Origin of the sequence: Pigmentiphaga soli, assembly GCF_039541095.1 — a bacterium.
Taxonomy (GTDB): Bacteria; Pseudomonadota; Gammaproteobacteria; order Burkholderiales; family Burkholderiaceae_B; genus Pigmentiphaga; species Pigmentiphaga soli.
This window is the reverse complement of the sequence record NZ_BAABFO010000007.1, coordinates 207,024-231,197: the sequence shown is the minus strand read 5'-3', so window position 1 is coordinate 231,197 and position 24,174 is coordinate 207,024. Positions and strand designations below refer to the sequence as shown.

The 24,174-nt window shown below is 68.4% G+C and carries 23 protein-coding genes; 11 read left to right on the top strand and 12 right to left on the bottom strand.

Going from position 1 to position 24,174, the window contains the following annotated elements:
• Positions 1-110: 110 nt before the first annotated feature.
• Positions 111-794 carry a TadE/TadG family type IV pilus assembly protein gene (locus ABD927_RS09790; protein ID WP_345248779.1) on the top strand — a complete coding sequence of 228 codons (684 nt, stop codon included), beginning with the start codon at positions 111-113 and terminating at the stop codon, positions 792-794.
• Between the two features lie 10 nt (positions 795-804).
• Here ABD927_RS09790 and ftsB read toward each other — a convergent pair whose 3' ends face one another.
• The 7 genes from ftsB to ABD927_RS09755 all read right to left on the bottom strand — a co-directional run bounded on the left by ftsB (position 805) and on the right by ABD927_RS09755 (position 7,431).
• Positions 805-1,206, bottom strand: a complete 402-nt coding sequence (ftsB, locus tag ABD927_RS09785) for a cell division protein FtsB (protein ID WP_345248777.1) — start codon at positions 1,204-1,206, stop codon at positions 805-807.
• A gap of 113 nt (positions 1,207-1,319) precedes the next feature.
• Positions 1,320-2,606: a phosphopyruvate hydratase gene (eno, locus tag ABD927_RS09780; protein WP_345248775.1), complete on the bottom strand. Its 1,287-nt coding sequence runs from the start codon at positions 2,604-2,606 to the stop codon at positions 1,320-1,322.
• 21 nt (positions 2,607-2,627) lie between these two features.
• Positions 2,628-3,506 carry a 3-deoxy-8-phosphooctulonate synthase gene (kdsA, locus tag ABD927_RS09775; protein ID WP_345248773.1) on the bottom strand — a complete coding sequence of 293 codons (879 nt, stop codon included), beginning with the start codon at positions 3,504-3,506 and terminating at the stop codon, positions 2,628-2,630.
• Positions 3,503-5,164: a CTP synthase gene (pyrG, locus tag ABD927_RS09770; RefSeq protein ID WP_345248771.1), complete on the bottom strand. Its 1,662-nt coding sequence runs from the start codon at positions 5,162-5,164 to the stop codon at positions 3,503-3,505. The genes kdsA and pyrG overlap by 4 nt, the downstream gene beginning before the upstream one ends.
• Positions 5,165-5,317: 153 nt before the next feature.
• Positions 5,318-6,001 (bottom strand): hypothetical protein, encoded by a 684-nt coding sequence (locus ABD927_RS09765; protein ID WP_345248769.1) that lies wholly within the window; start codon positions 5,999-6,001, stop codon positions 5,318-5,320.
• Between the two features lie 49 nt (positions 6,002-6,050).
• Positions 6,051-6,713, bottom strand: coding sequence for a CoA transferase subunit B (locus ABD927_RS09760; protein ID WP_345248767.1), 663 nt, complete (start codon positions 6,711-6,713; stop codon positions 6,051-6,053).
• 19 nt (positions 6,714-6,732) lie between these two features.
• Complete coding sequence (locus ABD927_RS09755) at positions 6,733-7,431, bottom strand: CoA transferase subunit A (protein ID WP_345248765.1); 699 nt, start codon at positions 7,429-7,431, stop codon at positions 6,733-6,735.
• A 259-nt stretch (positions 7,432-7,690) separates the two neighbouring features.
• Between ABD927_RS09755 and ABD927_RS09750 the strand changes: the two genes are divergently transcribed.
• From ABD927_RS09750 to ABD927_RS09720, 7 genes are all read left to right on the top strand, one after another.
• Positions 7,691-9,319 carry an electron transfer flavoprotein-ubiquinone oxidoreductase gene (locus tag ABD927_RS09750; RefSeq protein ID WP_345248796.1) on the top strand — a complete coding sequence of 543 codons (1,629 nt, stop codon included), beginning with the start codon at positions 7,691-7,693 and terminating at the stop codon, positions 9,317-9,319.
• Positions 9,320-9,655: 336 nt separating this feature from the next.
• Positions 9,656-11,833, top strand: coding sequence for a malate synthase G (locus ABD927_RS09745; RefSeq protein ID WP_345248763.1), 2,178 nt, complete (start codon positions 9,656-9,658; stop codon positions 11,831-11,833).
• Positions 11,834-12,004: 171 nt separating this feature from the next.
• Positions 12,005-12,724 carry a GntR family transcriptional regulator gene (locus tag ABD927_RS09740; RefSeq protein ID WP_345248761.1) on the top strand — a complete coding sequence of 240 codons (720 nt, stop codon included), beginning with the start codon at positions 12,005-12,007 and terminating at the stop codon, positions 12,722-12,724.
• Positions 12,721-13,488 (top strand): SDR family NAD(P)-dependent oxidoreductase, encoded by a 768-nt coding sequence (locus ABD927_RS09735; RefSeq protein WP_345248759.1) that lies wholly within the window; start codon positions 12,721-12,723, stop codon positions 13,486-13,488. Before ABD927_RS09740 ends, ABD927_RS09735 begins: the two co-directional genes overlap by 4 nt.
• Before the next feature lie 4 nt (positions 13,489-13,492).
• A complete protein-coding gene (gene kce / locus ABD927_RS09730) occupies positions 13,493-14,425 on the top strand; it encodes a 3,5-dioxohexanoate:acetyl-CoA acetone transferase (protein ID WP_345248757.1) in 933 nt (310 codons plus the stop codon).
• A 31-nt stretch (positions 14,426-14,456) separates the two neighbouring features.
• Complete coding sequence (locus ABD927_RS09725; RefSeq protein WP_345248754.1) at positions 14,457-15,356, top strand: TauD/TfdA dioxygenase family protein; 900 nt, start codon at positions 14,457-14,459, stop codon at positions 15,354-15,356.
• A 56-nt stretch (positions 15,357-15,412) separates the two neighbouring features.
• Entirely contained in the window at positions 15,413-16,396 is a 984-nt protein-coding gene (locus ABD927_RS09720; protein WP_345248752.1) for a Bug family tripartite tricarboxylate transporter substrate binding protein, read from the top strand.
• A gap of 145 nt (positions 16,397-16,541) precedes the next feature.
• Here ABD927_RS09720 and ABD927_RS09715 read toward each other — a convergent pair whose 3' ends face one another.
• Together ABD927_RS09715 and ABD927_RS09710 are read right to left on the bottom strand one after the other, a co-directional pair.
• Complete coding sequence (locus ABD927_RS09715; RefSeq protein ID WP_345248750.1) at positions 16,542-17,366, bottom strand: heme ABC transporter ATP-binding protein; 825 nt, start codon at positions 17,364-17,366, stop codon at positions 16,542-16,544.
• Complete coding sequence (locus ABD927_RS09710) at positions 17,363-18,421, bottom strand: FecCD family ABC transporter permease (RefSeq protein ID WP_345248748.1); 1,059 nt, start codon at positions 18,419-18,421, stop codon at positions 17,363-17,365. The genes ABD927_RS09715 and ABD927_RS09710 overlap by 4 nt, the downstream gene beginning before the upstream one ends.
• A 272-nt stretch (positions 18,422-18,693) precedes the next feature.
• Here ABD927_RS09710 and ABD927_RS09705 point away from each other — a divergent pair, with 272 nt between their 5' ends.
• The 3 genes from ABD927_RS09705 (at position 18,694) to ABD927_RS09695 (ending at position 21,723) form a co-directional block, all read left to right on the top strand.
• Complete coding sequence (locus tag ABD927_RS09705; RefSeq protein ID WP_345248746.1) at positions 18,694-19,368, top strand: GntR family transcriptional regulator; 675 nt, start codon at positions 18,694-18,696, stop codon at positions 19,366-19,368.
• Positions 19,369-19,471: 103 nt separating this feature from the next.
• A complete protein-coding gene (locus ABD927_RS09700; protein WP_345248745.1) occupies positions 19,472-20,647 on the top strand; it encodes a mandelate racemase/muconate lactonizing enzyme family protein in 1,176 nt (391 codons plus the stop codon).
• Between the two features lie 95 nt (positions 20,648-20,742).
• Entirely contained in the window at positions 20,743-21,723 is a 981-nt protein-coding gene (locus ABD927_RS09695; protein WP_345248743.1) for a tripartite tricarboxylate transporter substrate binding protein, read from the top strand.
• Between the two features lie 22 nt (positions 21,724-21,745).
• On the opposite strand, the gene ABD927_RS09690 is transcribed toward ABD927_RS09695, so the two are convergent.
• The 3 genes from ABD927_RS09690 to nuoN are packed head-to-tail and all read right to left on the bottom strand — an operon-like array spanning position 21,746 to position 24,157.
• Entirely contained in the window at positions 21,746-22,333 is a 588-nt protein-coding gene (locus ABD927_RS09690; RefSeq protein ID WP_345248741.1) for an NUDIX domain-containing protein, read from the bottom strand.
• Positions 22,330-22,647 (bottom strand): DUF2818 family protein, encoded by a 318-nt coding sequence (locus tag ABD927_RS09685; protein WP_345248739.1) that lies wholly within the window; start codon positions 22,645-22,647, stop codon positions 22,330-22,332. The genes ABD927_RS09690 and ABD927_RS09685 overlap by 4 nt, the downstream gene beginning before the upstream one ends.
• 28 nt (positions 22,648-22,675) lie before the next feature.
• The gene (gene nuoN, locus ABD927_RS09680) at positions 22,676-24,157 is read right to left on the bottom strand and encodes an NADH-quinone oxidoreductase subunit NuoN (RefSeq protein WP_345248737.1); all 1,482 of its coding nucleotides are present in this window, start codon (positions 24,155-24,157) and stop codon (positions 22,676-22,678) included.
• Between the last annotated feature and the right edge of the window lie 17 nt (positions 24,158-24,174).

Sequence of the window (24,174 nt, the reverse complement as noted above, 5' to 3'; positions counted from 1 at the left end):
TCCGCCGGTCCGCCCGCATCGCCCCCTGGGGGGCGCGCGAAGCGCGTAGGGGGGGACTTTCTACAGGGGCGCGCGAAGCGCGTCGGAGGGAATCTTCCACCGGCACCGCGATGGTCGAATTCTGCATTGTCGCGTTGCCGCTGCTATTCGTCGGGTTCGCCGCGATCGAATCCGCCCGCTGGATGCTGGTACGCCAGGCGGTGGGCTATGCCTTGCTGGAAGCCGGCCGCGCCGGCAGCGTGGCCGGCGCCTCGCCGGTTGCCGTGCGCGCGGCTTTCGAGCGGGCGCTGGCGCCGCTGCATGTGCGCGCCGGCGCGCCGCTGCGGGCCGATGGCGCGGCCGCCGCGGTGCGCGAGGCCGCTCGGCGTTTCCGGCTGCGCTACGGCCTGCCGCTGGCGCGGCTGGAGATCCTGTCACCAGACGCCCGCAGCTTCGACGATTTCGCCGACCCCTGGCTGGCGGCCGAACTGGGCGCCGGCCGCCGCGTCATCAACCAGGCCTACCAGGCCGAACAGAACGCGCAACGCGGCGGCCCCGGCCCGCGTTCGGGCGGCACCATCCACGACGCCAATACGCTGCTGCTGCGCGCCACCTATCTGCAGGCGCCTGTGCTGCCCGGCCTGCGTGCGCTGGTCCGGCAGTTGCCCGCGCCGGCGGGCGACGCCTACCTGGCCGCGGCCCGCAGCGGCCCAGGGCTGCTGGCGATCGTACGGACCATTGCCGTAGCCATGCAATCCCACCCGCAGGAATATCCCGGCCAGAACGCGCCCATCATGCTGGGCGCGCCAGAGTGAACGACAACGCTCACCGGCGCGGCGACGCGGCCGCCGGGGGAGAGGGCTGCGCGCCTGCGGGGCCGCCGGCTCGCGCCTGCGCCGCTGCACCCTGCCCCCCGGCCGGCACCGCAGGAGCCGGCAGCATGGCCGGCGCCGATCCCGCATCGACAATCTGCACGAAGGCCTCGCCCTGCCGGATCATGCCCAGCTCGAAGCGGGCCCGTTCCTCGATGGCGTCGGTGCCGCTTTTCAGATCCTGCACTTCCGCGCCGAGCGCCTTGTTACGCGTGCGCAGCTGGTCGTTGGTCTCATTCTGCTGCGCCAGCTGGCGTTCCAGTTCCCAGGTGCGAAACCAGCCGCCTTTCCCCAGCCAAAGCGGGTATTGCATCAGTGCCAGCAACAATCCGATCAGCAAGGTCAACAAGCGCATCGAAGCCATCCAAAAGAACCACGCCCCCTACCCAGGGCGCCGCGGATCCGGCTCCGCCGGTCCGCCACGCGCCGCCCCCCGGGAGGAGCGGCCGCAAGCCGCAAGGGGAAGCTTTACTTCAGATTGTAGAAAGCGTCGCGGCCGGGGTAGTGGGCGATGTCGCCCAGGTCTTCCTCGATCCGCAGCAACTGGTTGTATTTGGCGATGCGGTCGGAGCGCGACATCGAGCCGGTCTTGATCTGCAGCGCGTTGGTGGCCACCGCGATGTCGGCGATGGTGGTGTCTTCGGTCTCGCCCGAGCGGTGCGACACCACGGCGGTGTAGCCGGCGCGCTTGGCCATCTCGATGGCGGCGAAGGTTTCCGTCAGCGTGCCGATCTGGTTGATCTTGATCAGGATCGAGTTGGCGATGCGCTGCTCGATGCCCTGCTTCAGGATGCGGGTATTGGTCACGAACAGGTCGTCGCCCACCAGTTGCACCCGGCCGCCCAGCTGTTCCGTCAGGTACTTCCAGCCCGTCCAGTCGTTCTCGGCCATGCCGTCTTCGATCGAGATGATCGGGTACTTGTCGCACCAGGTGGCCAGCAGATGGGTGAATTCCTGCGAGCTGAGCGACACGCCGCCCTCGCCCGCCAGATGGTACTTGCCCTCGCGGAAGAATTCCGAGCTGGCGCAGTCCAGGCCCAGCGCCACTTGCGAGCCGGGCTCGTAGCCGGCCTTCTCGATCGCCTGCAGCACCAGCTGGATCGCGGCCTCGTGGTTTTCCACGTTGGGCGCGAAGCCGCCTTCGTCGCCCACCGCGGTCGACATGCCCTTGTCGTTGATCAGCTTCTTGAGCGCATGGAACACTTCGGCGCCCATCCGCACCGCTTCGCGGAAGGTGGAGGCGCCCACCGGCAGGATCATGAACTCCTGCAGGTCGAGGTTGTTGTTGGCGTGCGCGCCGCCGTTGATGACGTTCATCATCGGCACCGGCATGCTCATCGCGCCGCTGCCGCCGAAGTAGCGGTACAGCGGCAGGCTGGACTCCTCGGCCGCGGCCTTGGCCACCGCCATGCTGACGCCCAGCAGCGCGTTGGCGCCCAGGCGCTCCTTGTTGTCAGTGCCGTCGAGCTCGATCAGGGTGCGGTCCAGGAAGGCCTGCTCCTGCGCGTCGAGGCCCATCAGCGCCTCGGCGATCTCGGTGTTGACGTTCTCGACCGCCTGCAGCACGCCCTTGCCGAGGTAGCGCGACTTGTCGCCGTCGCGCAGCTCGATGGCCTCGCGCGAGCCGGTGGACGCGCCCGACGGCACGGCGGCGCGGCCCATCGCGCCCGATTCCAGCAGCACGTCGCACTCGACCGTGGGGTTGCCACGCGAGTCGATCACTTCGCGGCCGATGATGTCTACGATTGCACTCATTGTTGGCGGTGTCTCTAAGGTTTATCGAAAATCGGTTTCGAGGAAGCCGTGGCGCTTGACCACGCGGTCGAGTTCGGCCAGCGACGCCAGCAGCTCGCCCATGCGCGCCAGCGGTACGGCGTTGGGGCCGTCGGACTTGGCGCGGGCCGGATCGGGATGGGTTTCCATGAACAGGCCCGCCACGCCGACCGCCACCGCCGCCCGCGCCAGCACCGGCACGAATTCGCGCTGCCCGCCCGAGGTGGTGCCCTGCCCGCCGGGCAGCTGCACCGAATGCGTGGCGTCGAACACCACCGGACAGCCGGTTTCGCGCATGATAGCCAGCGAGCGCATGTCGGAGACGAGATTGTTGTAGCCGAAGGAAACGCCGCGCTCGCAGACCAGGATGTTGCTGCCGTCGCCGCCGGCCTCGACCGCCGCCTCGCGCGCCTTGTCGACCACGTTGACCATGTCGTGCGGCGCCAGGAACTGGCCCTTCTTGATGTTGACCGGCTTGAGGGAAGCGGCGCAGGCGCGGATGAAATCGGTCTGGCGGCACAGGAAGGCCGGCGTCTGCAGCATGTCGACCACGGCGGCCACGGGGTCGACCTGGTCGGTTTCGTGGACGTCGGTCAGCACCGGCACGCCGATCTGCGCGCGCACCTCGGCCAGAACCTTGAGGCCGAAATCCATGCCCAGGCCGCGGAACGACTTGCTGGAACTGCGGTTGGCCTTGTCGAACGAACTCTTGTAGACGAAGGGGATGCCCAGCTTCGCGGTCAGTTCCTTCAGCTGGCCGGCGGTGTCGAGCGCCATCTGCTCGGATTCGATCACGCAGGGGCCGGCGATCAGGAAGAACGGCTTCTGCAGGCCGACCTCGAAGCCGCACAGCTTGTGGACGCGCTCGGTGTCTGCGCTCATGCGAGCTCCTTGGCCGACGCGTGCTCGGCCTTGTACTGCTTCGCCGCGCGGATGTAGGCCGAGAACAGCGGATGGCCGTTGCGCGGCGTGGAAGTGAATTCCGGATGGAACTGCACGCCCACGAACCACGGATGGTTGGGCAGTTCCATCATTTCCGGCAGGTTTTCGGTTGGGGTGCGCGCGCTGATCACCATGCCGGCCTCTTCCAGCTTCGGCACGTAGACGTTGTTGACTTCGTAGCGGTGGCGGTGGCGTTCGTTGACCTCGTCGCCGTAGATTTTCTGCGCCAGCGTGCCCGGCTTGATCGGGCAGCGCTGCGAGCCCTTGCGCATCGTGCCGCCCAGGTCGGAGGTGGCGGTGCGGCGCTCGATGCGCCCTTCGCGGTCCATCCACTCGGTGATCAGCGCCACCACCGGATGCGGCGTGTCGGGGTCGAACTCGGTGCTGTTGGCGTTTTCCAGCCCGGCCACGTCGCGCGCGAACTCGATCACGGCCAGCTGCATGCCCAGGCAGATGCCCAGGTAGGGCACGCCGTTCTCGCGCGCGTAGCGGATCGCCTGGATCTTGCCTTCGGTGCCGCGCTTGCCGAAGCCGCCGGGCACCAGGATGGCGTCGTACTTGGCCAGCTGCGCCGTGCCCTCGGCCTCGATCTGTTCGGAATCGAGGTATTCGACCACCACCTTGCAGCGGGTGTGGATGCCGGCGTGCACCAGCGCTTCCGTGAGCGATTTGTACGATTCGGTCAGGTCGACGTATTTGCCGACCATCGCGATCAGCACCTCGCCCTGCGGGTTCTCGCGCGCCTCGATCAGGCTGTCCCACATCGACAGGTTGGCCGGCTGGGCCTGCAGGCCGAGTGTCTGGCAGACCAGGTCGTCCAGCCCTTGCTTGTGCAGCATGGCGGGGATCTTGTAGATAGAATCGGCGTCCCACACCGAGATCACGGCGTCGAGCGGCACGTTCGAGAACATCGAGATCTTGGCGCGCTCGTCGTCGGGGATGGGGCGGTCGGCGCGGCACAGCAGTGCATCGGGGTAGATGCCGATCTCGCGCAGCTTCTGCACCGAGTGCTGGGTGGGCTTGGTTTTCAGTTCGCCGGCCGAGGCGATGAACGGCACCAGCGTCAGGTGGATGAAGGCGGCGTTGCCGCGGCCCATGCGCAGGCTCATCTGCCGCGCCGCTTCCAGGAAGGGCAGCGACTCGATGTCGCCCACCGTGCCGCCGATCTCGACGATGGCCACGTCGGTCTGGCCGTCCCACGCGGCCGCCGCGCCGCGCGCGATGAAATCCTGGATCTCGTTGGTGATGTGCGGAATGACCTGCACCGTCTTGCCGAGGTAGTCGCCGCGGCGCTCCTTGCGCAGCACCGATTCGTAGATCTGGCCGGTGGTGAAGTTGTTCACCTTGCGCATCCGGGCCGAGATGAAGCGCTCGTAGTGGCCCAGGTCGAGGTCGGTCTCGGCGCCGTCTTCCGTCACGAACACCTCGCCGTGCTGGAACGGGCTCATGGTGCCGGGGTCGACGTTGATGTAGGGATCGAGCTTGAGGAGGGTGACTTTGAGGCCGCGCGATTCGAGGATCGCGGCGAGGGATGCCGCGGCAATGCCTTTCCCGAGGGAAGACACCACGCCGCCGGTGACGAATACGTACTTGGTCATTGCCAATTGCGCATGGATTTGGGCCAGCGCTTGCGGGAAATTGAAATTATAGCGGTTGTTGCCTCTGCCGCGATCGGAGCCCCGGTAACGTTTCGCGACAGTATGCGCGATCCGACACACTGGGCGGCCCGTCCGCCGCCTGCGGGAGCGGCCCTAGTACAGCGCCAGTCCGTCGAGCGTCAGGACCTGCGGCGGCGTGGGTTTTTCCTGCACCGATTCAGGGCGGAAGGCGCCGTCTTCCATCTTGCCCACGGCATCGCGCGAAACGCCCCGCAAGTAGTCGATGAACGAATGTTCGGCGCGCCCGCTGCGCAGGAAGGTGGTGGCCTGGCTGACGGTGGCCAGCCGCCACCGCCGCAGGCCGGCATCGTAGGCCAGCGTGAGCCGGGCATCGGTGCGCGTGCCCTGCTCGGCCGACGCGCTGCGGTCTTCCACCACCACCGCGCGGCCGTCGATGCGGACGTCGTAATTGTCGTAGCCGCTAAGGTCGATGCCGCAGTCGCGGCACGGCACCACGAAGCCCCAGCCCGAGGCCTCGAAGCCGTCGGGACGGCGCCAGCCGATCAGCAGCGCGCGCCGGCCATCGGCATTTTCATACACCTGCGCCACGCCCGGCACGCCGCCGCCCAGGTCGCCCTGCGCCTCGCGCAGCAGCACGAATCCGTCTGGCACGAAGGCCTGGGCGCTGGACGCGACGCCCGGGATGGCCAGCGCCGGCGCCACCGGCGGCCCGGCCGCCTCGGCCGCGGCCGGCAGCGGCGACGCAGCCAGCCACCCCGCCAGCATGGCGGCCGCGGCGGCCCGACGCCACATGGCGCCGCCGGCCGTATCGGTCATCCCGCCGAGGCGGCGCCGCCCCAACTCCCGGGCCAGGCCCGGGACGACCTCAAGCCGCAACACCCACCGCCGAGGTGTCGAGCGGGCACGCCGTCTTGTCGACGATTTCCTGCACCGTCACGCCGGGCGCGACCTCGATCAGTTTCAGGCCCTGCGGCGTGACGTCGATCACGCCCAGGTCGGTGATGATGCGGTCGACCACGCCCACGCCGGTCAGCGGCAGCGTGCAGGCGGGCAGGATCTTGGGCTCGGTGCTGCCGTCTTTCTTGCGGGCCACGTGCTCCATCAGCACGACCACCTTGCCAACGCCGGCCACCAGGTCCATCGCGCCGCCCATGCCCTTGATCATCTTGCCGGGGATCATCCAGTTGGCGAGGTCGCCGTTGACGGCCACCTGCATCGCGCCGAGGATGGCCAGGTCGATCTTGCCGCCGCGGATCATCGCGAACGAGTCGGCCGAGGAAAAGATCGACGAGCCCGGCAGCGTGGTGACGGTCTGCTTGCCGGCGTTGATCAGGTCGGGGTCGACCTCGTCGTCGGTCGGGAAGGGGCCGATGCCCAGGAGCCCGTTCTCGGATTGCAGCCAGACCTCGCGCCCGGGCGGCACGTGGTTGGCCACCAGCGTGGGCAGGCCGATGCCCAGGTTGACGTAGAAGCCGTCCTCCAGCTCCAGGGCGGCGCGCGCCGCCATTTGCTCGCGGGTCCATGCCATGGCGAATTCTCCTGGGCGGTCAAGCGGGGCGCGTGGTGCGCTGCTCGATGCGTTTTTCGGGCGTCGCGTTGACGACGATGCGGTGCACGTAGATGCCGGGCAGGTGGACCTGGTCGGGGTTCAGTTCGCCCGTCTCGACCAGGTTTTCCACCTCGGCCACCGCGACCTTGCCGGCCATCGCCGCATTGGGATTGAAATTGCGGGCCGTCTTGTTGAAGATGAGGTTGCCCGCGCGGTCGGCCACCTGCGCCTTGACCAGCGCCACGTCGGCCACGATGCTGCGCTCCATCACGTATTTCTTGCCGTCGAACTCGCGGATCTCCTTGCCTTCGGCGATCAGCGTGCCCACGCCGGTGGGCGTGTAGAAGGCCGGGATGCCGGCGCCGCCGGCGCGCAGCTTTTCGGCCAGCGTGCCCTGCGGGGTGAATTCGACTTCCAGCTCGCCGGCCAGGTACTGGCGTTCGAACTCCTTGTTTTCGCCCACGTACGACGAGATCATCTTGCGGATCTGGCGCGTGGCCAGCAGCAGGCCCAGGCCGGCATCGTCGATGCCGGCGTTGTTGCTGACGCAGGTGAGATTCTTCACGCCGCTGTCGCGCAGCGCGAGGATCAGGGCCTCGGGAATCCCGCACAGGCCGAAGCCCCCCACGGCGATGGTCTGCCCATCGCGGACGATGTCTGCGAGCGCCTCGCGGGCGCTGGCGTAGACCTTGTTCATCTCAGAATCCTAAGCCCCCCCTACGCGCTTACGCGCGCCCCCAGGGGCGGCACTGGCGGACCGGCGAAGCCGGATCCGCTGTGCCCCTGATAGGCTGACGCGGGGTCGCGCGAAGTTCGACGGAGCAAGTGAAATACAATCCCGAATCATATTCCAACTCTATTAACCACCCAAGCAGCGCACGGGCCGCGCGCACCGCGGCACCCTCTCGCGCAAACCCAGGAGGATTTCCCAGATGCAAGGCATCGAACGCGAGTCGATGGAATACGACGTGGTCATCGTCGGGGCGGGGCCGGCGGGCCTGGCCACCGCCATCCGCCTGAAACAGCTCGCGGCCGAGCAAGGCCGGGAAATCGGCGTCTGCGTACTCGAAAAGGGCGCCGAGGTGGGCGCGCACATCCTGTCGGGCGCCGTGATGGACCCGCGCGCCCTGACCGAGCTGATCCCCGACTGGAAAGAACGCGGCGCCCCGCTCGACACCCCCGTCACCGAAGACCGCTTCCTGTTCCTGTCGTCCACCGGCGCCACCGCCACCCCGGCCTGGGCCCTGCCGCCCAGCTTCCACAACGAAGGCAACTACGTGGTCAGCCTGGGCAAGGTCACCCGCTGGCTGGGCGCGCAGGCCGAGGAACTGGGCGTGGAAATCTTCCCCGGCTTCGCCGCCGCCGAGATCCTGTACGACGAGGCCGGCGCCGTGAAAGGCGTGGCCACCGGCGACATGGGCGTGGGCCGCGACGGCCAGCCCACCGAACAGTTCCAGTCCGGCATGGAACTGCACGCGCGCTACACCATCTTCGCCGAAGGCTCGCGCGGCCACCTGGGCCGCCAGCTGATGGAGCGCTTCCGCCTGGCCGAGGGCCGCGACCCGCAAAGCTACGCGATCGGCGTCAAGGAACTGTGGGAGATCGATCCCGCCCGCCACAAGCCCGGCCTAGTCATGCACACCGCCGGCTGGCCGCTCGACGCCGATACCTACGGCGGCTCCTTCCTGTACCACCTGGAAGACAACAAGGTCGCGGTCGGGCTGGTGGTCGGGCTCGACTACGCCAACCCCTGGCTGTCGCCGTTCGAGGAATTCCAGCGCTTCAAGACCCATCCCTCCATCCGTACCTTTTTCGAGGGCGGCAAGCGCCTGGCCTACGGCGCCCGCTCGCTCACCGCCGGCGGCCTGCTGTCGCTGCCCAAGCTGGTGTTCCCGGGCGGCGCGCTGGTCGGCTGCGAGGCAGGTTTCCTGAACGCCTCGCGCATCAAGGGCAGCCACGCCGCGATCAAATCCGGCATGCTGGCGGCCGAAGCCGCCTTCCAGGCGGTGGCGCAAGACCGCTCGCACGACGAACTGGCCGCCTACCCGGCCGCGTTCGAATCGTCGTGGCTGCGCGAAGAGCTCGGCAAGTCGCGCAATTTCAAGCAGTGGTTCAAGAAGGGCCGCACGATGGCCTCGATCATGACCTTCGTCGAGCAGACGCTGTTCCGCGGCAAGATGCCGTGGACCCTGCACCGCGCCAAGGCCGACCACCTCTACCTGCGGCCGGCCGACGAATGCCCGCGCATCGAATACCCCCGCCCCGACGGCAAGCTCACCTTCGACCGCCTGGGCTCGGTGTTCATCTCCAACACCAACCACGACGAAAACGAACCGGTGCACCTGACGCTGAAGGATCCTTCGGTGCCGGTGGACATCAACCTGGCGCGCTACGCCGGCCCTGAAAGCCGCTACTGCCCGGCCGGGGTGTACGAATTCGTCAAGACGGAAGACGGCGGCGACCGGCTGCAGATCAACGCGCAGAACTGCGTGCACTGCAAGACCTGTGACATCAAGGATCCGACGCAGAACATCGTGTGGGTGGTGCCGCAAGGCGGCGAAGGCCCGGTTTACGCGGAGATGTAGACCCCCCCCTACGCGCTTCGCGCGCCCCCCAGGGGGCGGCACTGGCGGACCGGCGGAGCCGGATCCGCTGTGCCCTGGGTCGACAGCGCGGGGCATGCGGAGCCGGATCCGCTGTGCCCTGGGTCGACAGCGCGGGGGCATGCGGAGCCGGATCCGCGGTGCCCTGGATAGGTGACCCTTTTACCGTGACGTAAAAGAGTATTGACTGCGGCGCCGGTACTGCGGGACACCCGGCGGAGGCGGCAGCGTCTATCATCGACGGACGGCGCAGCGGCTTGCCTGCGCCCCTATCGTCCAGCCGCCGCGCCGCGCGCCGGCGGCACCAGGAGAAGACGCATGACTGACCGCATCGACCGCCACGGCCTGCAGGTGGCGCCCGCGCTGTACCGTTTCATCGAAGACGAGGCCTTGCCCGGCTCGGGCGTGGACGCCGGCAAATTCTGGGAAGGTTTCGCCGCGCTGGTGCACGACCTGGCGCCGAAAAACCGCGCCCTGCTGGCCGAGCGCGACCGCCTGCAGGCCGAGATCGACGCCTGGCACCGGGCCCATCCCGGCCCGATCGCCGACCAGGCGGCCTACCGCGCCTTCTTGGAAGGCATCGGTTACCTGCTGCCGGCGCCGGCCGGCGTACAGGCCGCCACCCGCAATGTAGATACCGAGATCGCGGAACAGGCCGGCCCGCAGCTGGTGGTGCCGGTTTCCAACCTGCGCTACGCGCTGAACGCCGCCAACGCCCGCTGGGGCAGCCTGTACGACGCCCTGTACGGCACCGATGCCATCCCCGACGCCGGCGGCGCCGAGCGCCGCGCCGACTACAACCCGGTCCGCGGCCGGGCCGTGATCGCCCGCGCCCGCGCCTTCCTCGACCAGGCAGCGCCGCTGGCCGAGGGCTCGCACGCCGAGGCCACCGGCTACCTGGTGGAAAACGGCCGGCTGGTGGTGCTGGCCGGCACGCGGCGCCGCGCGCTGGCGCGGCCGGAACAGTTCGTCGGCCACCAGGGCCAGGCCCAGGCGCCCACGGCCGTGCTGCTGAAGAACCACGGCCTGCATTTCGAGATCCAGGTCGACCGCAGCCACCCGATCGGCGCGACCGACGCCGCCGGCGTGAAAGACGTGCTGATGGAAGCGGCGATCACCACCATCATGGATTGCGAAGATTCCGTGGCCGCGGTCGACACCGAAGACAAGGTGCTGGTCTATCGCAACTGGCTGGGCCTGATCAAGGGCGACCTGAGCGAACAGGTCACCAAGAATGGCAAGACCTTCGCCCGTCGCATGAACCCCGACCGCCAGTACACCGGCGCCGACGGGTCCACGGTCACCCTGCCCGGCCGCTCGCTGATGTTCGTGCGCAACGTCGGCCATCTGATGACCAACCCGGCCGTGCTCGACCGCGATGGCAACGAGATCCCCGAAGGCATCCTCGACGCGGTGGTGACCTGCCTGGGCGCCATCCCCGACCTGGCGAGCCGCCGCAACTCGCGCCAGGGCTCGTTCTACATCGTCAAGCCGAAGATGCACGGCCCGGCCGAAGTGGCTTTCGCCAACGAACTGTTCGACCGCGTCGAAGACCTGCTGGGCCTGCCGCGCCACACGGTCAAGATGGGCATCATGGACGAGGAACGCCGCACCAGCGTCAACCTGGCGGCCTGCATCGCCGCGGCGCGCGAGCGCGTGGCCTTCATCAACACCGGCTTCCTGGACCGCACCGGCGACGAGATGCACACCTCGATGGAAGCAGGCCCGATGCTGCGCAAGGGCGACATGAAGAACTCCGCCTGGATCGCCGCCTATGAGCGCAGCAACGTGCTGGTGGGGCTGGCCTGCGGCCTGCGCGGCCGCGCCCAGATCGGCAAGGGCATGTGGGCCATGCCCGACCTGATGGCGGCCATGCTGGAGCAGAAGATCGGGCATCCCAAGGCCGGCGCCAACACCGCCTGGGTGCCCTCGCCCACCGCCGCCACGCTGCACGCGCTGCACTATCACCAGGTGGACGTGGCCGCGGTCCAGCAGGAGCTCGAACGCACCTCGTACGAGGCGGTGCGCGACGAACTGCTGGCCGGGCTGCTGACCGTGCCGGTGGGCGACCCGGCCGGCTGGACGCCCGATGCCATCCGCCAGGAGCTGGAGAACAACGCCCAGGGCATCCTCGGCTACGTGGTGCGCTGGATCGACCAGGGCGTGGGCTGCTCCAAAGTGCCCGACATCCACAACGTGGGCCTGATGGAAGACCGCGCCACGTTGCGCATCTCCAGCCAGCACATCGCCAACTGGCTGCGCCACGGCATCGCCACGCGCGAACAGGTGGAAGAGGTGCTGCGGCGCATGGCCAAGGTGGTGGACGCGCAGAACGCGGGCGATCCGCACTACCTGCCGATGGCCGGCAACTACGAAGGTTCGTTCGCCTTCCGCGCCGCCAGCGCGCTGATCTTCGAAGGGCTGGCGCAGCCCAATGGCTATACCGAGCCGCTGCTGCACAAGTTCCGGCTGCAGTTCAAGGCTGCCCTGCGCTGACTCCCCACACCCCCGCTGCGGCGGGTGGGAAGACGCCCGGCTTCGGTTTCCGATGCCGGGCTTTGTTATTTCATATCCATTAATTCCCCTTGATATTAGGCATCTGATATAACAATCATTGACGTATTTCTGTACCAAGCCTATATTTTTATAACAACTCACTGGCCAACCATGCACGATACGTCCCTTGCCGTCGACGACGCCACCCACGCATTCGAAGCGCTGCTGCCTGAGCGCGCCGGCAATCTCGAAGACGCCGCCTACGAAGGCATCCGCAAGGCACTGATGGAAGGCCGCCTGCGCCCCGGCCAGTCGTTCACACTGCGCGGGCTGGCGCAGGCCTTCGGCACCAGCCCGATGCCGGTGCGCGACGCGCTCAAGCGGCTGGTGGCCGAACGCGCGCTGCAGCTGCTGCCGAACCGCTCGGTCATGCTGCCGCGCATGTCGCGCGCGCGTTTCCAGGAAATCCTGCAGGTCCGGCTCAGCCTGGAGACGATGATCACCGAACGGGCGGCGCAGCGGATCGCGCCGGAAACCATCGAAGCCATGGGCCGCGACCACGAAGACATGTGCCTGGCGGCCGACGCCGGCGACAAGGCCGGCTACCTGGCGGCCAACCGCCGCTTCCACTTCCGGCTCTACGAAGCCGCCGGCAGCGTGGTCATGCTGCCCTTCATCGAAAGCCTGTGGCTGCAGGTCGGCCCCTACCTGAACCAGATCTTCAAGCCCGGCGCCGGGCGCATCGACACCGCCGACCACCACCACATGGAAGTGCTGCGCGCCCTGCGGCGCGGCGACGGCGCCGGCGCCGCGCGCGCCATCTGGAACGATCTGTCCAGCGCGGCCGACGGCATCCTGATCGACAACGACTTCTCCGGAGACTCCGAATGAACGACCCCAAGCCCACCGGGCGCGTGGCACTGATAACGGGCGCCTCGCGCGGCATCGGCGCCGCCGCGGCGCTGGCGCTGGCACGGCGCGGCATCGCGCCGGTGCTCGCGGTACGCAGGCCCGAGGCCGCGCAGGAAGCGGCCGGCGCGGTGCGGGCGCTGGGCCTGCCCTGCCTCGTAGCCGCCTGCGACGTGGCCGACTACGCCGCCGTGCAGCGCTGCGTGAGCGAAGTGCTCCAGGCCTGGGGCCGGCTCGACGCCGTCATCAACAATGCCGGCCAGATCGAACCCCAGGGCCGGCTGGCGCAGACGGACCCGGCCGCCTGGGCGCAGGCCATCGCCAGCAATCTGGTGGGCCCCTACCACGTGCTGCGCGCCGCGCTGCCCGAACTGCTGCGGCGACGCGGCGCCGTCGTCAACGTGTCCACCGGCGCCGCGCATACGCCGCGCGATGGCTGGTCGGCCTACTGCAGCTCGAAGGCCGGACTCTACATGCTGAGCCGCTCCGTGCTGGCCGAATACGGCGGCGAAGGCCTGTCGGTATACAGTCTGCAGCCCGGCGTGGTCGATACCGACATGCAGGCCCGCATCCGCAGCGCCGGCGCCAACGAGATCAGCCGCATCCCGCGCGAGAAACTGGCGTCGCCGGCGCGGTCTGCCGCCGTCATCGCCTGGCTGGCCGACACCCTGCCGCAAGACCTGATGGGCAGCGACCTGTCGGTGGCTGACGCCGATCTGCTGCGCCGCGCCGGCGCGCCGGAGTAACGCCATGGCCGGATCCCGCGAAGTCATCATCACCTGCGCCGTCACCGGTTCGATCCACACGCCGTCGATGTCGCCCCACCTGCCGGTCACGCCCGAAGAGATCGCCGCCGCGTCGATCGAGGCCGCCGCGGCCGGCGCGGCCATCGTGCACCTGCATGCGCGCGACCCGGCCGACGGCCGCCCGACGCAGGACCCGGAACTGTTCCGGCGCTTCCTGCCGCCGATCCGTCAGGCCTGCGACGTGGTGGTCAACCTCACCACCGGCGGCGCGCCCACGATGAGCGTGGAAGAGCGGCTGCAGCCGGCGCTGCAGCTCAAGCCCGAAGTGGCGTCGCTGAACATGGGGTCGATGAATTTCGGCCTGTACGAGATGCTGGACCGCTACAAGGAATTCAAGTACGACTGGGAACGGCCCTACCTGGCCGGCAGCGACGAACGCATCTTCAAGAACACGTTCAAGGACATCGCCTACATCCTGGAATCGTGCAGCGACAACGGCACGCGCTTCGAGATCGAGTGCTACGACATCGGCCACCTGTATACTGCGGCCCATTTCCTCGACCGCGGCCTGATCAAGCCGCCGCTGCTGATCCAGTCCGTATTCGGCCTGCGCGGCGGCATCGGCCCGCACCCCGAAGACGTGCTGCACATGAAGCGCACCGCCGACCGGCTGTTCGGCGACGCGCTGGTTTGGTCGGTGCTCGGCGCCGGCCGCCAGCAGATGTTCGTGGCCGTGCAATCGGCCGTGATGGGCGGCCACGTCCGCGTCGGCCTGGAAGACAGCCTGTGGCTCGGCCCCGGCCGGCTGGCGCAAAGCAACGCCGAACAGGTGTCGAAAATCCGCCGCATCCTCGAAGAACTCGGCCTGGAAATCGCCACGCCGGCCCGCGCCCGCGCCCTGCTCCAGCTGAAAGGCGGCGCCAACGTGGCGTTCTGACAGCCATACCGTTCCATCCAAGGTGCCTCCCATGAGCGACATCGACGTAGCGAACCGCATACGGATCGACAAGATCACCACCCACATCGGCGCCGAGATATCCGGCGTGGACCTGTCCCGCCCGCTGGACGATGACACCTTCCAGGCCATCCACGACGCGCTGATGGAAAACCTGGTCATTTTCTTCCGCGACCAGGACATGAATCCAGAGCAGCAACGCGCCTTCGGCAGCCGGTTCGGCCGCCTGCACATCCATCCCGGCGCGCCGATCCTGCACGAAGACGCCGAAGGCCGGCCGCAGCTGGGCCAGTTGAAGCACATTCCGTACGCCTACGGCATCGAAGGCCACCCCGGCGTGCTGGCCATCTACGCCGACGAAAATTCCAGGCGCATCGCCGGCGAGGAATGGCATTCCGACGTATCGTGCGACGCCGAGCCGCCCATGGGCAGTATCCTGCGTCTGACCCAGGTGCCGCCCAGCGGCGGCGACACGCTGTTCTCCAGCATGTACGCCGCCTACGACGCACTGTCGGAACCGATGAAAGACTTCCTGCGCGGGCTGACGGCGCTGCACGACGGCGCCGCCTTCGGCCGGAACTTCGAGAACCAGGCCGGCAAGACCTATCCCTGCAACGAACACCCGGTGGTCCGCACCCATCCCGTCACCGGCCGGCAGGCCCTGTTCGTGAACCGTACCTTCACCACCCGCATCGTCCAGCTCGACCGCCATGAAAGCGATGCCCTGCTGGAGATGCTGTTCCGCCATTGCGAAAAACCCGTCTTCCAGTGCCGCTTCCGCTGGCGCAGGAACTCGGTGGCGTTCTGGGACAACCGCTGCGCCATGCACAACGCCATGTGGGACTACTATCCGAACCGCCGCCACGGCTACCGCGTGACGATACAGGGCGACCGCCCGTTCTTCCGCGAGTAGACGGCTCCAGGGCGCGCCGCTCCGAACGACAACAAAACATACTGGAGACAGACAGCATGACTATCCGCCGCAGCATCCTGCAGTCGATCGCGTTCCTGCTCGCCTGCCCCGCCGCCGCCCTGGCCGCGGACCCGGCCGCGTCTTACCCCGCCCGGCCGGTCACCATCGTCGTCCCGTTCGCGCCCGGCCAATCGGCCGACATCCTCGCCCGCATGCTGGGCGAAGCGCTCGGCAAGAAATGGGGCAAGCCGGTGGTGGTCGAGAACAACGGCGGTGCCGGCGGGGCCGTCGGCAGCCTGATCGTGGCCCGCGCCCGCCCGGACGGCTACACGCTGCTGATGGGCTCCACCGGGCCGACCTCGATCGCCCCCCAGCTGTCGAAGGCCGCCGCCTACGACCCGCGCAAGGACTTCGCCGCCGTCATCGCGCTGGCCGGCGTGCCGCAGATGATGCTGGTGCCCGCGAATTCGCCGTACAAGAGCATGCAGGACGTCATCGACGACGCCAGGCGCAATCCCGGCAAGCTCAGCTACGGTACCGGCGGCACCGGCTCGCTGGCGCACCTGACCATGGAAATGTTCCAGCACCGCGCCGGCATCCGGTTGCAGCACATTCCGTACAAAGGCGCGGGGCCCGCCTATACCGACCTGCTGGCCGGCCGCCTGCAGCTGATGTTCGACACGACGCCGGCGGCCATCGGATTCGTCCGCGCCGGCCAATTGCGCTTCCTTGCCGCGTCCACCGCCACCCGCACCGACGCCGCGCCCGGCGTGCCGACCGTGGCCGAGGCCGGCCTGCCAGGGTTCGAAGTCCAGGGCTGGCTGGGCGTCGTGGCGCCCGCCGGGCTGGACCCGGCGTTGCAGAGCCGCCTGAACCGGGACTTCGCGCAGGTCATGGAAGAACCTGGCATCCGCAGGAAGCTGGCCGACCTCGGCATGAGCCCTATCGGCGGCAGCGCGCAAGACTTCCAGGCCTTCATCGCCAGCGAATACCGGAAATTCGCCGACGTGATCCGCACCGCCGGCATCAGCGCCGACTGACGCCGGCGATCCGGCTGCCCGCCGGCATGAGCCGCCGCGGCACCGAGCAGATGGGACTGGTCCATCGGCAGCGCCAGGCTGGCCGGGGCGAGAGTGGCGGCACGCACGGTGGCGGTACCGGCCAGATCGCCCTCGCGCCGATCCATCAACGCCTCGCGGTATCGGCCAGCGGCCGCGTGGCCACCAGCAGCGCGGCGTCCACCGTGCGCAGGTCGGCGTCGACCGCGAAGCAGTCCCGCACGAAAGCGCGCGTCAGCACCTCGCGCGGCAGGCCTTCGGCCACGGCGCGGCCGTCCTGCAGCGCGACGATGCGGTCACCGTACTGCGCCGCCAGGTTCATGTCGTGCAGCGAAATCAGCGCGCCGGCGCCGGTGCGCCGCACGAAGCCGCGCACCGCGGCGCACAGCGCGTGCTGGAAGTGCGGATCGAGGCTGGCGCAGGGCTCGTCGAGCAGCAGCAGGTTGCGGGTGGATGCCGACGGCTCGGCCGGCCAGATCTGCGCCAGCGCGCGCGCCAGGTGCACGCGCGCCTGCTCGCCGCCCGACAGCGCCGTCACCGCGCGCCCCGCCAGGTGGTCGACGCCGGTTTCGGCCATCGCGGCCTCGACCACAGCCGACACCGCGCGCCGGCCGTCCAGCCGCGCCATGCAGGCCAGCCGCACCACCTCGGCCGCGGTGAACGGCAGGTTCAGCGCCGCATGCTGCGGCAGCACGGCGCGGCGCCGGGCCAGCTCGGCCGGCGCCCAGCGCGCCAGCGGCCGGCCGTCGAACCAGACGCCGCCGGCGGCCGGCTTCAGGTCGCCCGCCAGGGCCGCCAGCAGGGTCGACTTGCCGGCACCGTTGGGACCGATCAGCATCACCACCTCGCCCGGCTCCACCATGCAATCCACGCCGTGCAGCACGGTGCGCGCCGCAGCGCCTGGCTGGCGGCGCGCGACCGCCAGCCCCGATGCGTGCACGATGGGCTTCATGGCGCCTCCAGCCGGCGCCGCGCGCGCAGCAACAGCGCCAGGAACACCGGGGCGCCCACCAGCGCGGTCAGCACGCCGATCGGCAGCTCGGCCTGGACCGACAGCGTGCGCGCCGCCAGATCGGCCACCACCGTCAGCGCGGCGCCCAGCAGCGCGGCGCCGGGCATCACCACCCGCGCGTCGGGGCCGGCCAGCAGCCGGATGCAGTGCGGCGCCACCAGCCCGACGAAACCGATCACGCCGCAGAACGCCACCGACATCCCGACCGCCAGTGCGCCGGCCACGATGGCAAGCAGTTTGACCGTCTCCACCAGCACGCCCAGGTGGCGTGCTTCGGCCTCGCCCAGCGCCAGCGCGTTGAGCGAACGGCCCAGCGCGGCCATGACGGCCAGCGCCACCGCCCCGCCGGCGGCCACGGCACCGGCCACCTGCCAGGTGGCGCCGTCGAGACTGCCCAGGTTCCAGAAAGTCAGGCTGCGCAGCTGTTCGTCGGTGGCCAGGTAGCTGGCCAGCCCGATTACCGCCTGCGCCGCGGCATTCAGGCCGATGCCGGCCAGCAGCATGACCGCCATCGACACGCCGCCCGGGCCGCGGGCGACGCGGTACACCAGCAGCGTGGCGGCGATGCCGCCCGCGAACGCGGCCGCCGGCAGCAGGCTCAGGCCGAAGGCCTGCACGGTATCGGGCCACCACAGATGCCCGAATACGATCATCAGCGCCACCGCCAGCGCAGCCCCGCTCGACACGCCGATCAACCCCGGGTCGGCCAGCGGATTGCGGAACAAGGCCTGCATCGTCGCCCCCGCCATGCCCAGCAGCGCGCCGACCAGCGCGCCCAGCGCCACGCGCGGCAGCCGCACCGCCCACAGTACCGTGAACTGCTCGGGGCTGAAGCCGCCGTGCGGCCAGCCGGCCCGGTCGAGCAGGATGGCGACGATGGCCGACGGCGGCACCGGATAGGCGCCATTGGCAGCGGCGGTCAGCATCAGCGCCAGCAGCAGCACGGCCAGGACAGGGAACAGGATGCGCGCCGGCAGGCGGCGGACGTGCAGCATGGCTCAGGCGCTCCGCAGCCGGATGGAATATGCGACGCGCCGTGGGACCACGGAGGGAAGGCGTACGGACGGATGAAACGCGACGGCGGACATGACGGCGACAGGAAGTGTCCCCGCATTCTAAGCGGGCCGCGCACCGTTCCGGAACCGCCCGGCCGGCATGGGGCGGCCTGCGGGCGCCATGCGTTGCAATGGCGCCACCGCTTGACGGCGCCACGCAATCCTGTATACAGTTCCTAGAACTGTCGACAGATATGGTTTTCTGCATTCAGATGAGTAAACTCGATCTCCCCACGACGCGCCAGACCCTTGCCGATCATCTCAATCGCCGCCTGCGCGACGCGCTGCTCAATGGCAGCTTCAAATCAGGCCAGCGCCTGAGCGAACCGGAACTGGCATCGATGTTCAAGGTTAGCCGCAGCCCCATCCGCGAGGCCATCGCCCGCCTCGAACACGAAGGTTTCCTGGAACGGCTGCCTAATGGCCGGATTTCCGTCCGCCCGCTGCACATCCCCGACCTGCAGCAGCTCTACGTGCTGCGCGCCACGGTGGAAGGCCTCGCGGCCAGGCTAGCGGCGCCGCAACTGCGAACCGTCGACCTGGAAGCCATGGGGGCCAGCATGGAAGAAATGGAACGCTGCGTACGGGACGGCGACGCGATCGGCGCCATCGCCGCCGGCCAGGAATTCCATGACGTCATCATCCGCGAATGCGGCAACCAGCCTCTGGTGGAAACGCTCGGCGGCTTGCGCGCGCGGATCGGCCGCTTTCGCGCCCTGGTCGCATCGTTCGGCGACTACGACCCCGAGCGCGTGGCCGAGCATCGACGCATTCTCGACGCCTTCTATGCCCGCGACCCGGTCCGCGCCGAGGCCGAAATGACGCGCCACGTCGAGCGCTCGGCCGACGTGCTGGTCGCCCGCCTGCGGCAGCGGGAAAACGATTAGCGCAGCGACACGGTTTCAGCGATTTCTAAAACGCGGCCGTCCCGGACCGCGCCAAGCCAGGCCAGACCCGCCCTCCGGGCCGGCATATGAGGAGACTCGCCGCATGAAGATCGTCGATATCGAAACCATCGCACTGACCATCCCGCATCCGCCCGGCCACGTCTGGGTCAAGGGCGAGATCAGTTCCACCGGCTGGGACCTGCTCATCGTCCGCGTGCATACCGACTCCGGCCTGAGCGGCATCGGCGAGGCCTACCACCTGAAGAACCCATGGGCGGTGATCGCCACGATCGAGCACACCCTGAAGCCCATGCTGATCGGCCAGGATCCCTTCGACACCGAACAGCTCTGGGCCAGGATGTTCATTCGGACGGTCCAGCTGGGCTCGGCCGCCATCGCCGCCATCGCGGGCGTCGACACCGCGCTGTGGGACATCAAAGGCAAGGCTCTGGAGCAGCCCGTGTACAAACTGCTAGGCGGTGCCAACATCAAGGAAATTCCGCTATACACCGGCGGCCACGTGCTCGGCTACCGCTCGCTCGACAAGCTCGACGACCTGGTCGCGGAAGCCCGCCGCTACGTCGAACGCGGCTTCAAGGCGCTCAAGATGCGCGGCGGCCGGGGCCATCCCGAACACGGCGACATCGAATCGGCCAAGGCACTGCGCCAGGCTTTCGGCGACAAGATCGAACTGCTGGTCGACGTCAATTCCGAATACGGCGACTACACCACCGCCGCGCGCATGGCGCGCGAATTCGAGTCGCTGAACCTTTACTGGCTGGAAGACCCCTTCCGCTTCACGATCCATTACCACAACGAAGAAACCGCCCGCCTGTCGCGCGAGGCCAACGTGCCGATCGCCACCGGCGGCAACGTCTACGGACGCTCATCGGTCAAGCGCATCGTCGAGCACGGCGGCGTCGACTACGTGATGGCCAATGTGTCGAAGGCCGGCGGCATTACCGAAACGCGCAAGATCATCACGCTGATCGAGACGTGGAACATGAAGTATTCGCCACACTGCGACGGCGGCATCAACGCGCTCGGCAATTTCCACCTGTTCGCCTCGGCACCGCCCCATGTCACCGCCAACGTGTTCCACGAGTTCGACCCGGTCTACCCCTACGAGCAATTGCTGACTCATCCGCCGGTCATCCGCGACGGCAAGGCAGTGGTGCCCGACCGGCCCGGGCTGGGCTCCGACCTGAAAGAAGGGCTGGCAGAGAAGTATCCGTTCCAAGGCGATACCTGGTTCATTCACGACCGCAGCCAGGCCTGAGCTCTTCCGGCGCCAGCCGGATCCCGCATGAACCGGCGTCCCACGAGGCGCCGGCAGCCCGTCGCCGGTACACGGAAAGACCAAAGGAGAATCCCATGAACTGGAGAATGACCGTCGCATACGCCGTCGCCGCGCTCGCGGCCAGCCTTGCCTTGCCGGGATACGCGGCCGCCGCCGACTACCCCGACAAGCCGATCCGCATGGTCTGCCCATTCCCGCCCGGCGGCACCACCGATTTCGTGGCCCGCATGATCGCCCAGAAGCTGAGCGAGGCCTGGGGCCAGGAAGTGGTGGTCGACAACCGGCCGGGCGCCGGCGGCATCATTGGCACCGAAATGGTCGCCAAGGCCGCGCCCGACGGCTACACGGTGCTGCTCGGTTCGATCACCACCCACGCCATCAACCCCGCGCTGTATGCGCACATGAACTACGACCCGATCAAGGATTTCCAGCCCGTCACGCTGGCAGTCTCGTCGCCTCAGGTGCTGGTCGTGCATCCCGCCGTGCCGGCCAGGTCGCTGGCCGAATTCATCGCGCTGGCCAAGGCCCAGCCTGGCAAGCTGAACTACGCCTCGTCGGGGATCGGCACCTCGCCCAACGTGACCTTCGAGATGTTCAAGAGCATGGCGGGCATCAACGTCATCCACGTGCCGTACAAGGGAACCGGGCCGGCCAACACCGATCTGGTCGGCGGCCACGTGCAGGCGATGATCAGCGGCATCGCGGCGCTGATGCCGTACATCAAGTCCGGACAAATGCGGCCGCTGGCCGTGACCACCAAGGCGCGAGCGCCCGCCCTGCCCGCCCTGCCCACCTTCGACGAGGCGGGCGTGCCGGACTTCGACGTCAGCTCGTGGTTCGGCGTATTCCTGCCCGCTCACACGCCACCGACCGTCGTCTCCAAGATGAACCGGGAGATCCGCAGGATCGTCGCCGATCCCGAAGTGCGCCGGCTGTTCATCGAACAAGGCGCCGATCCGTCCAGCAATACGCCGGAAGAATTCACGGCCTTCGTCAAATCGGAGAAGCAGCGCTGGGGCAAGGTCATCAAGGATGCAAGGATTCAGGGCGAATAGTCTTCCCTGGCCAGAGTCGCCTCTAGCCCCGTTCGCGCAGCAGTTTTTGCACGAAGAAGGCGCCGATGATGGTCTTGACGTCGCTCACCTCGCCGGCGGCGACCCAGGTCATCAAGTCGTCGAGCGATGCGACGAAGGTTTCGACGAATTCGTGTTCGTCCAGGCTGTGCCGGCCGGCCTGCAGGTCTTCGGCCAGGAACAGCACGATGCGCTCGTCGGCATAGGCGATCGCATTGTGGATGGTGGTCAGTTCCGTCCAGCGGCCGGCGCGGTAGCCGGTTTCTTCCAGCAGTTCGCGCTGCGCGGTGGCCAGCGGCGCCTCGCCCGGGTCGATCTTGCCGGCCGGGAATTCGATGAAGGCGCGGTGCATCGGATAGCGGAACTGGCGTTCCAGCACCACCCTGCCGTCGGGCAGCAGCGGCACGATCATCGACGCGCCGGGATGGTGGATGTACTCGCGCACGGCCAGCGCGCCGTCGGGCAGCCTGACTTCGTCGCGGTGGACCTGCAGCAGCTTGCCGGGAAACACGACGGCGGTGGACACCCGCGTCTCCTCGAGCCGGCGCGAGCTGGCGTCGAGCTCTTGCAGTTCGGGATGCCTATCCATCATGCGCTCCGTTTCATCAGGTAGCGGTACACGAAGCCCGGATAGGCCAGCACCAGGTACAGCGTGAGCGTGATCGCGTAGAACTGCCAGCCCTGGGGGAACACATTGCCCAGGCTGGCCTCGAAGCCGACGCCGATGGCGCCCACCAGCAGGTACAGCACCAGCACCTCGGCCAGCCGCAGCCAGAACGGCTTGATGGCCGCCTGGCCGCCTCGGCGGAACGGCAGCGCGCCGAACACGCGCTCGGTCAGGAACGGCAGGTTGGCGGTCACCACCGCCAGCGCGATCAGGACGTAGATGGCCAGCGTCTGTTTCACCCTGCTTGCCCCGAACGCCGGCTCAAGGTCAGAACGACAGCGAGTTGGCCACGGCTTGCGCGCACAGCGCCATCAGCGGGGCCGGCGCGATGCCGAGGATCAGCATCAGCGCGCCGTTGACCGACAGCAGCGCCCGAAAGCCCGTCGACGGCTGGATCGCCGCCGAATCGGCCGGCTCGTCGAAGTACATCGTTTTGACCACGCGCAGGTAGTAGAACGCGCCGATCAGCGAGAACAGCACCGCCACCACCGCCAGCGCCACATGGCCTGCCTGCAGCAGCGCCTGCAGCACCGCCAGCTTGGCGTAGAAACCCACCGTGGGCGGGATCCCGGTCAGCGAGAACATCACCAGCAGCATCACGGCGGCGAACCACGGGCTGCGGCGGTTCAGGCCCTTCAGGTCGTCGATGTTCTCGCACTCGAAGCCGGCCCGCGACAGCAGCAGCACGATGCCGAACGAACCCAGCGTGGTCAACACGTACACCACCACGTAGAACATCGCCGCGCCATAGGCGTCGCGCGCATGGTAGGCGCCGCCGTCGACCGAGCCCGACATCAGGCCCAGCAGCACGAAGCCCATGTGAGAGATGGTGGAATACGCCAGCATCCGCTTCAGGTTGGTCTGGGCGATGGCGGCCAGGTTGCCTATCGCCAGCGACAGCACCGCCATGATGCCCAGCATCGGCTGCCACTGCCCGGCCAGGTCGAACATGCCTTCCACCAGCAGCCGCAGGATCATCGCGAACGCGGCCAGCTTGGGCGCCGCGCCCAGCAGCAGCGTGACGGTGGTGGGCGCGCCCTGGTAGACGTCGGGAATCCACATGTGGAACGGCACCACGCCCAGCTTGAACCCCAGGCCGGCCACCAGGAACACCAGGCCGAACACCAGAACCATATGGCTGGGGCCGTTGTCGGCCACCGCGCGCGCGATGCCTGCCAGGTTCAGCGTGCCGGTGGCGCCGTAGATCATCGACATGCCGTACAGCAGGAAGCCCGACGACAGCGCACCCAGCACGAAGTACTTCATCGCCGCCTCGGTCGAGACGGCGTGGTCGCGGCGCAGCGCCACCAGCGCGTACGAGGCCAGCGACAGCAGTTCCAGGCCGAGGAAGATGGTCAGCATGTTGCCGGCCGAGATCATCACCATCTGGCCCAGCAGCGCGAACAGCGACAGCACGTACAGCTCGCCGCCGCGCAGCATGTCGCGCGCATGGGCATAGGCGCGGCCGTAGACCAGCGTGGCCCCCACCGAGATGTACGAGAAAATCTTCAGCAGGTGGCTCATGTCGTCGGCCACGTACATGGCGTCGAACGCGGTGCCGCGCACGCCGGCCGACAGGTCGCGGATGCCGAGCGCGACCAGGGCCAGCAGCGTGAGCAGCGTCAGCCCGTGGGTCAGCGCGCGCTCCTGGTCCTTGCTGAACACGTCGATCAGCAGGATCAGCGAGGTCATCGCCAGCAGCAGGATCTCCGGCGCCGCCAGGGTCAGATTGAGAGAAGCGAGGTCCATGGCTTGAGTATCCGGCG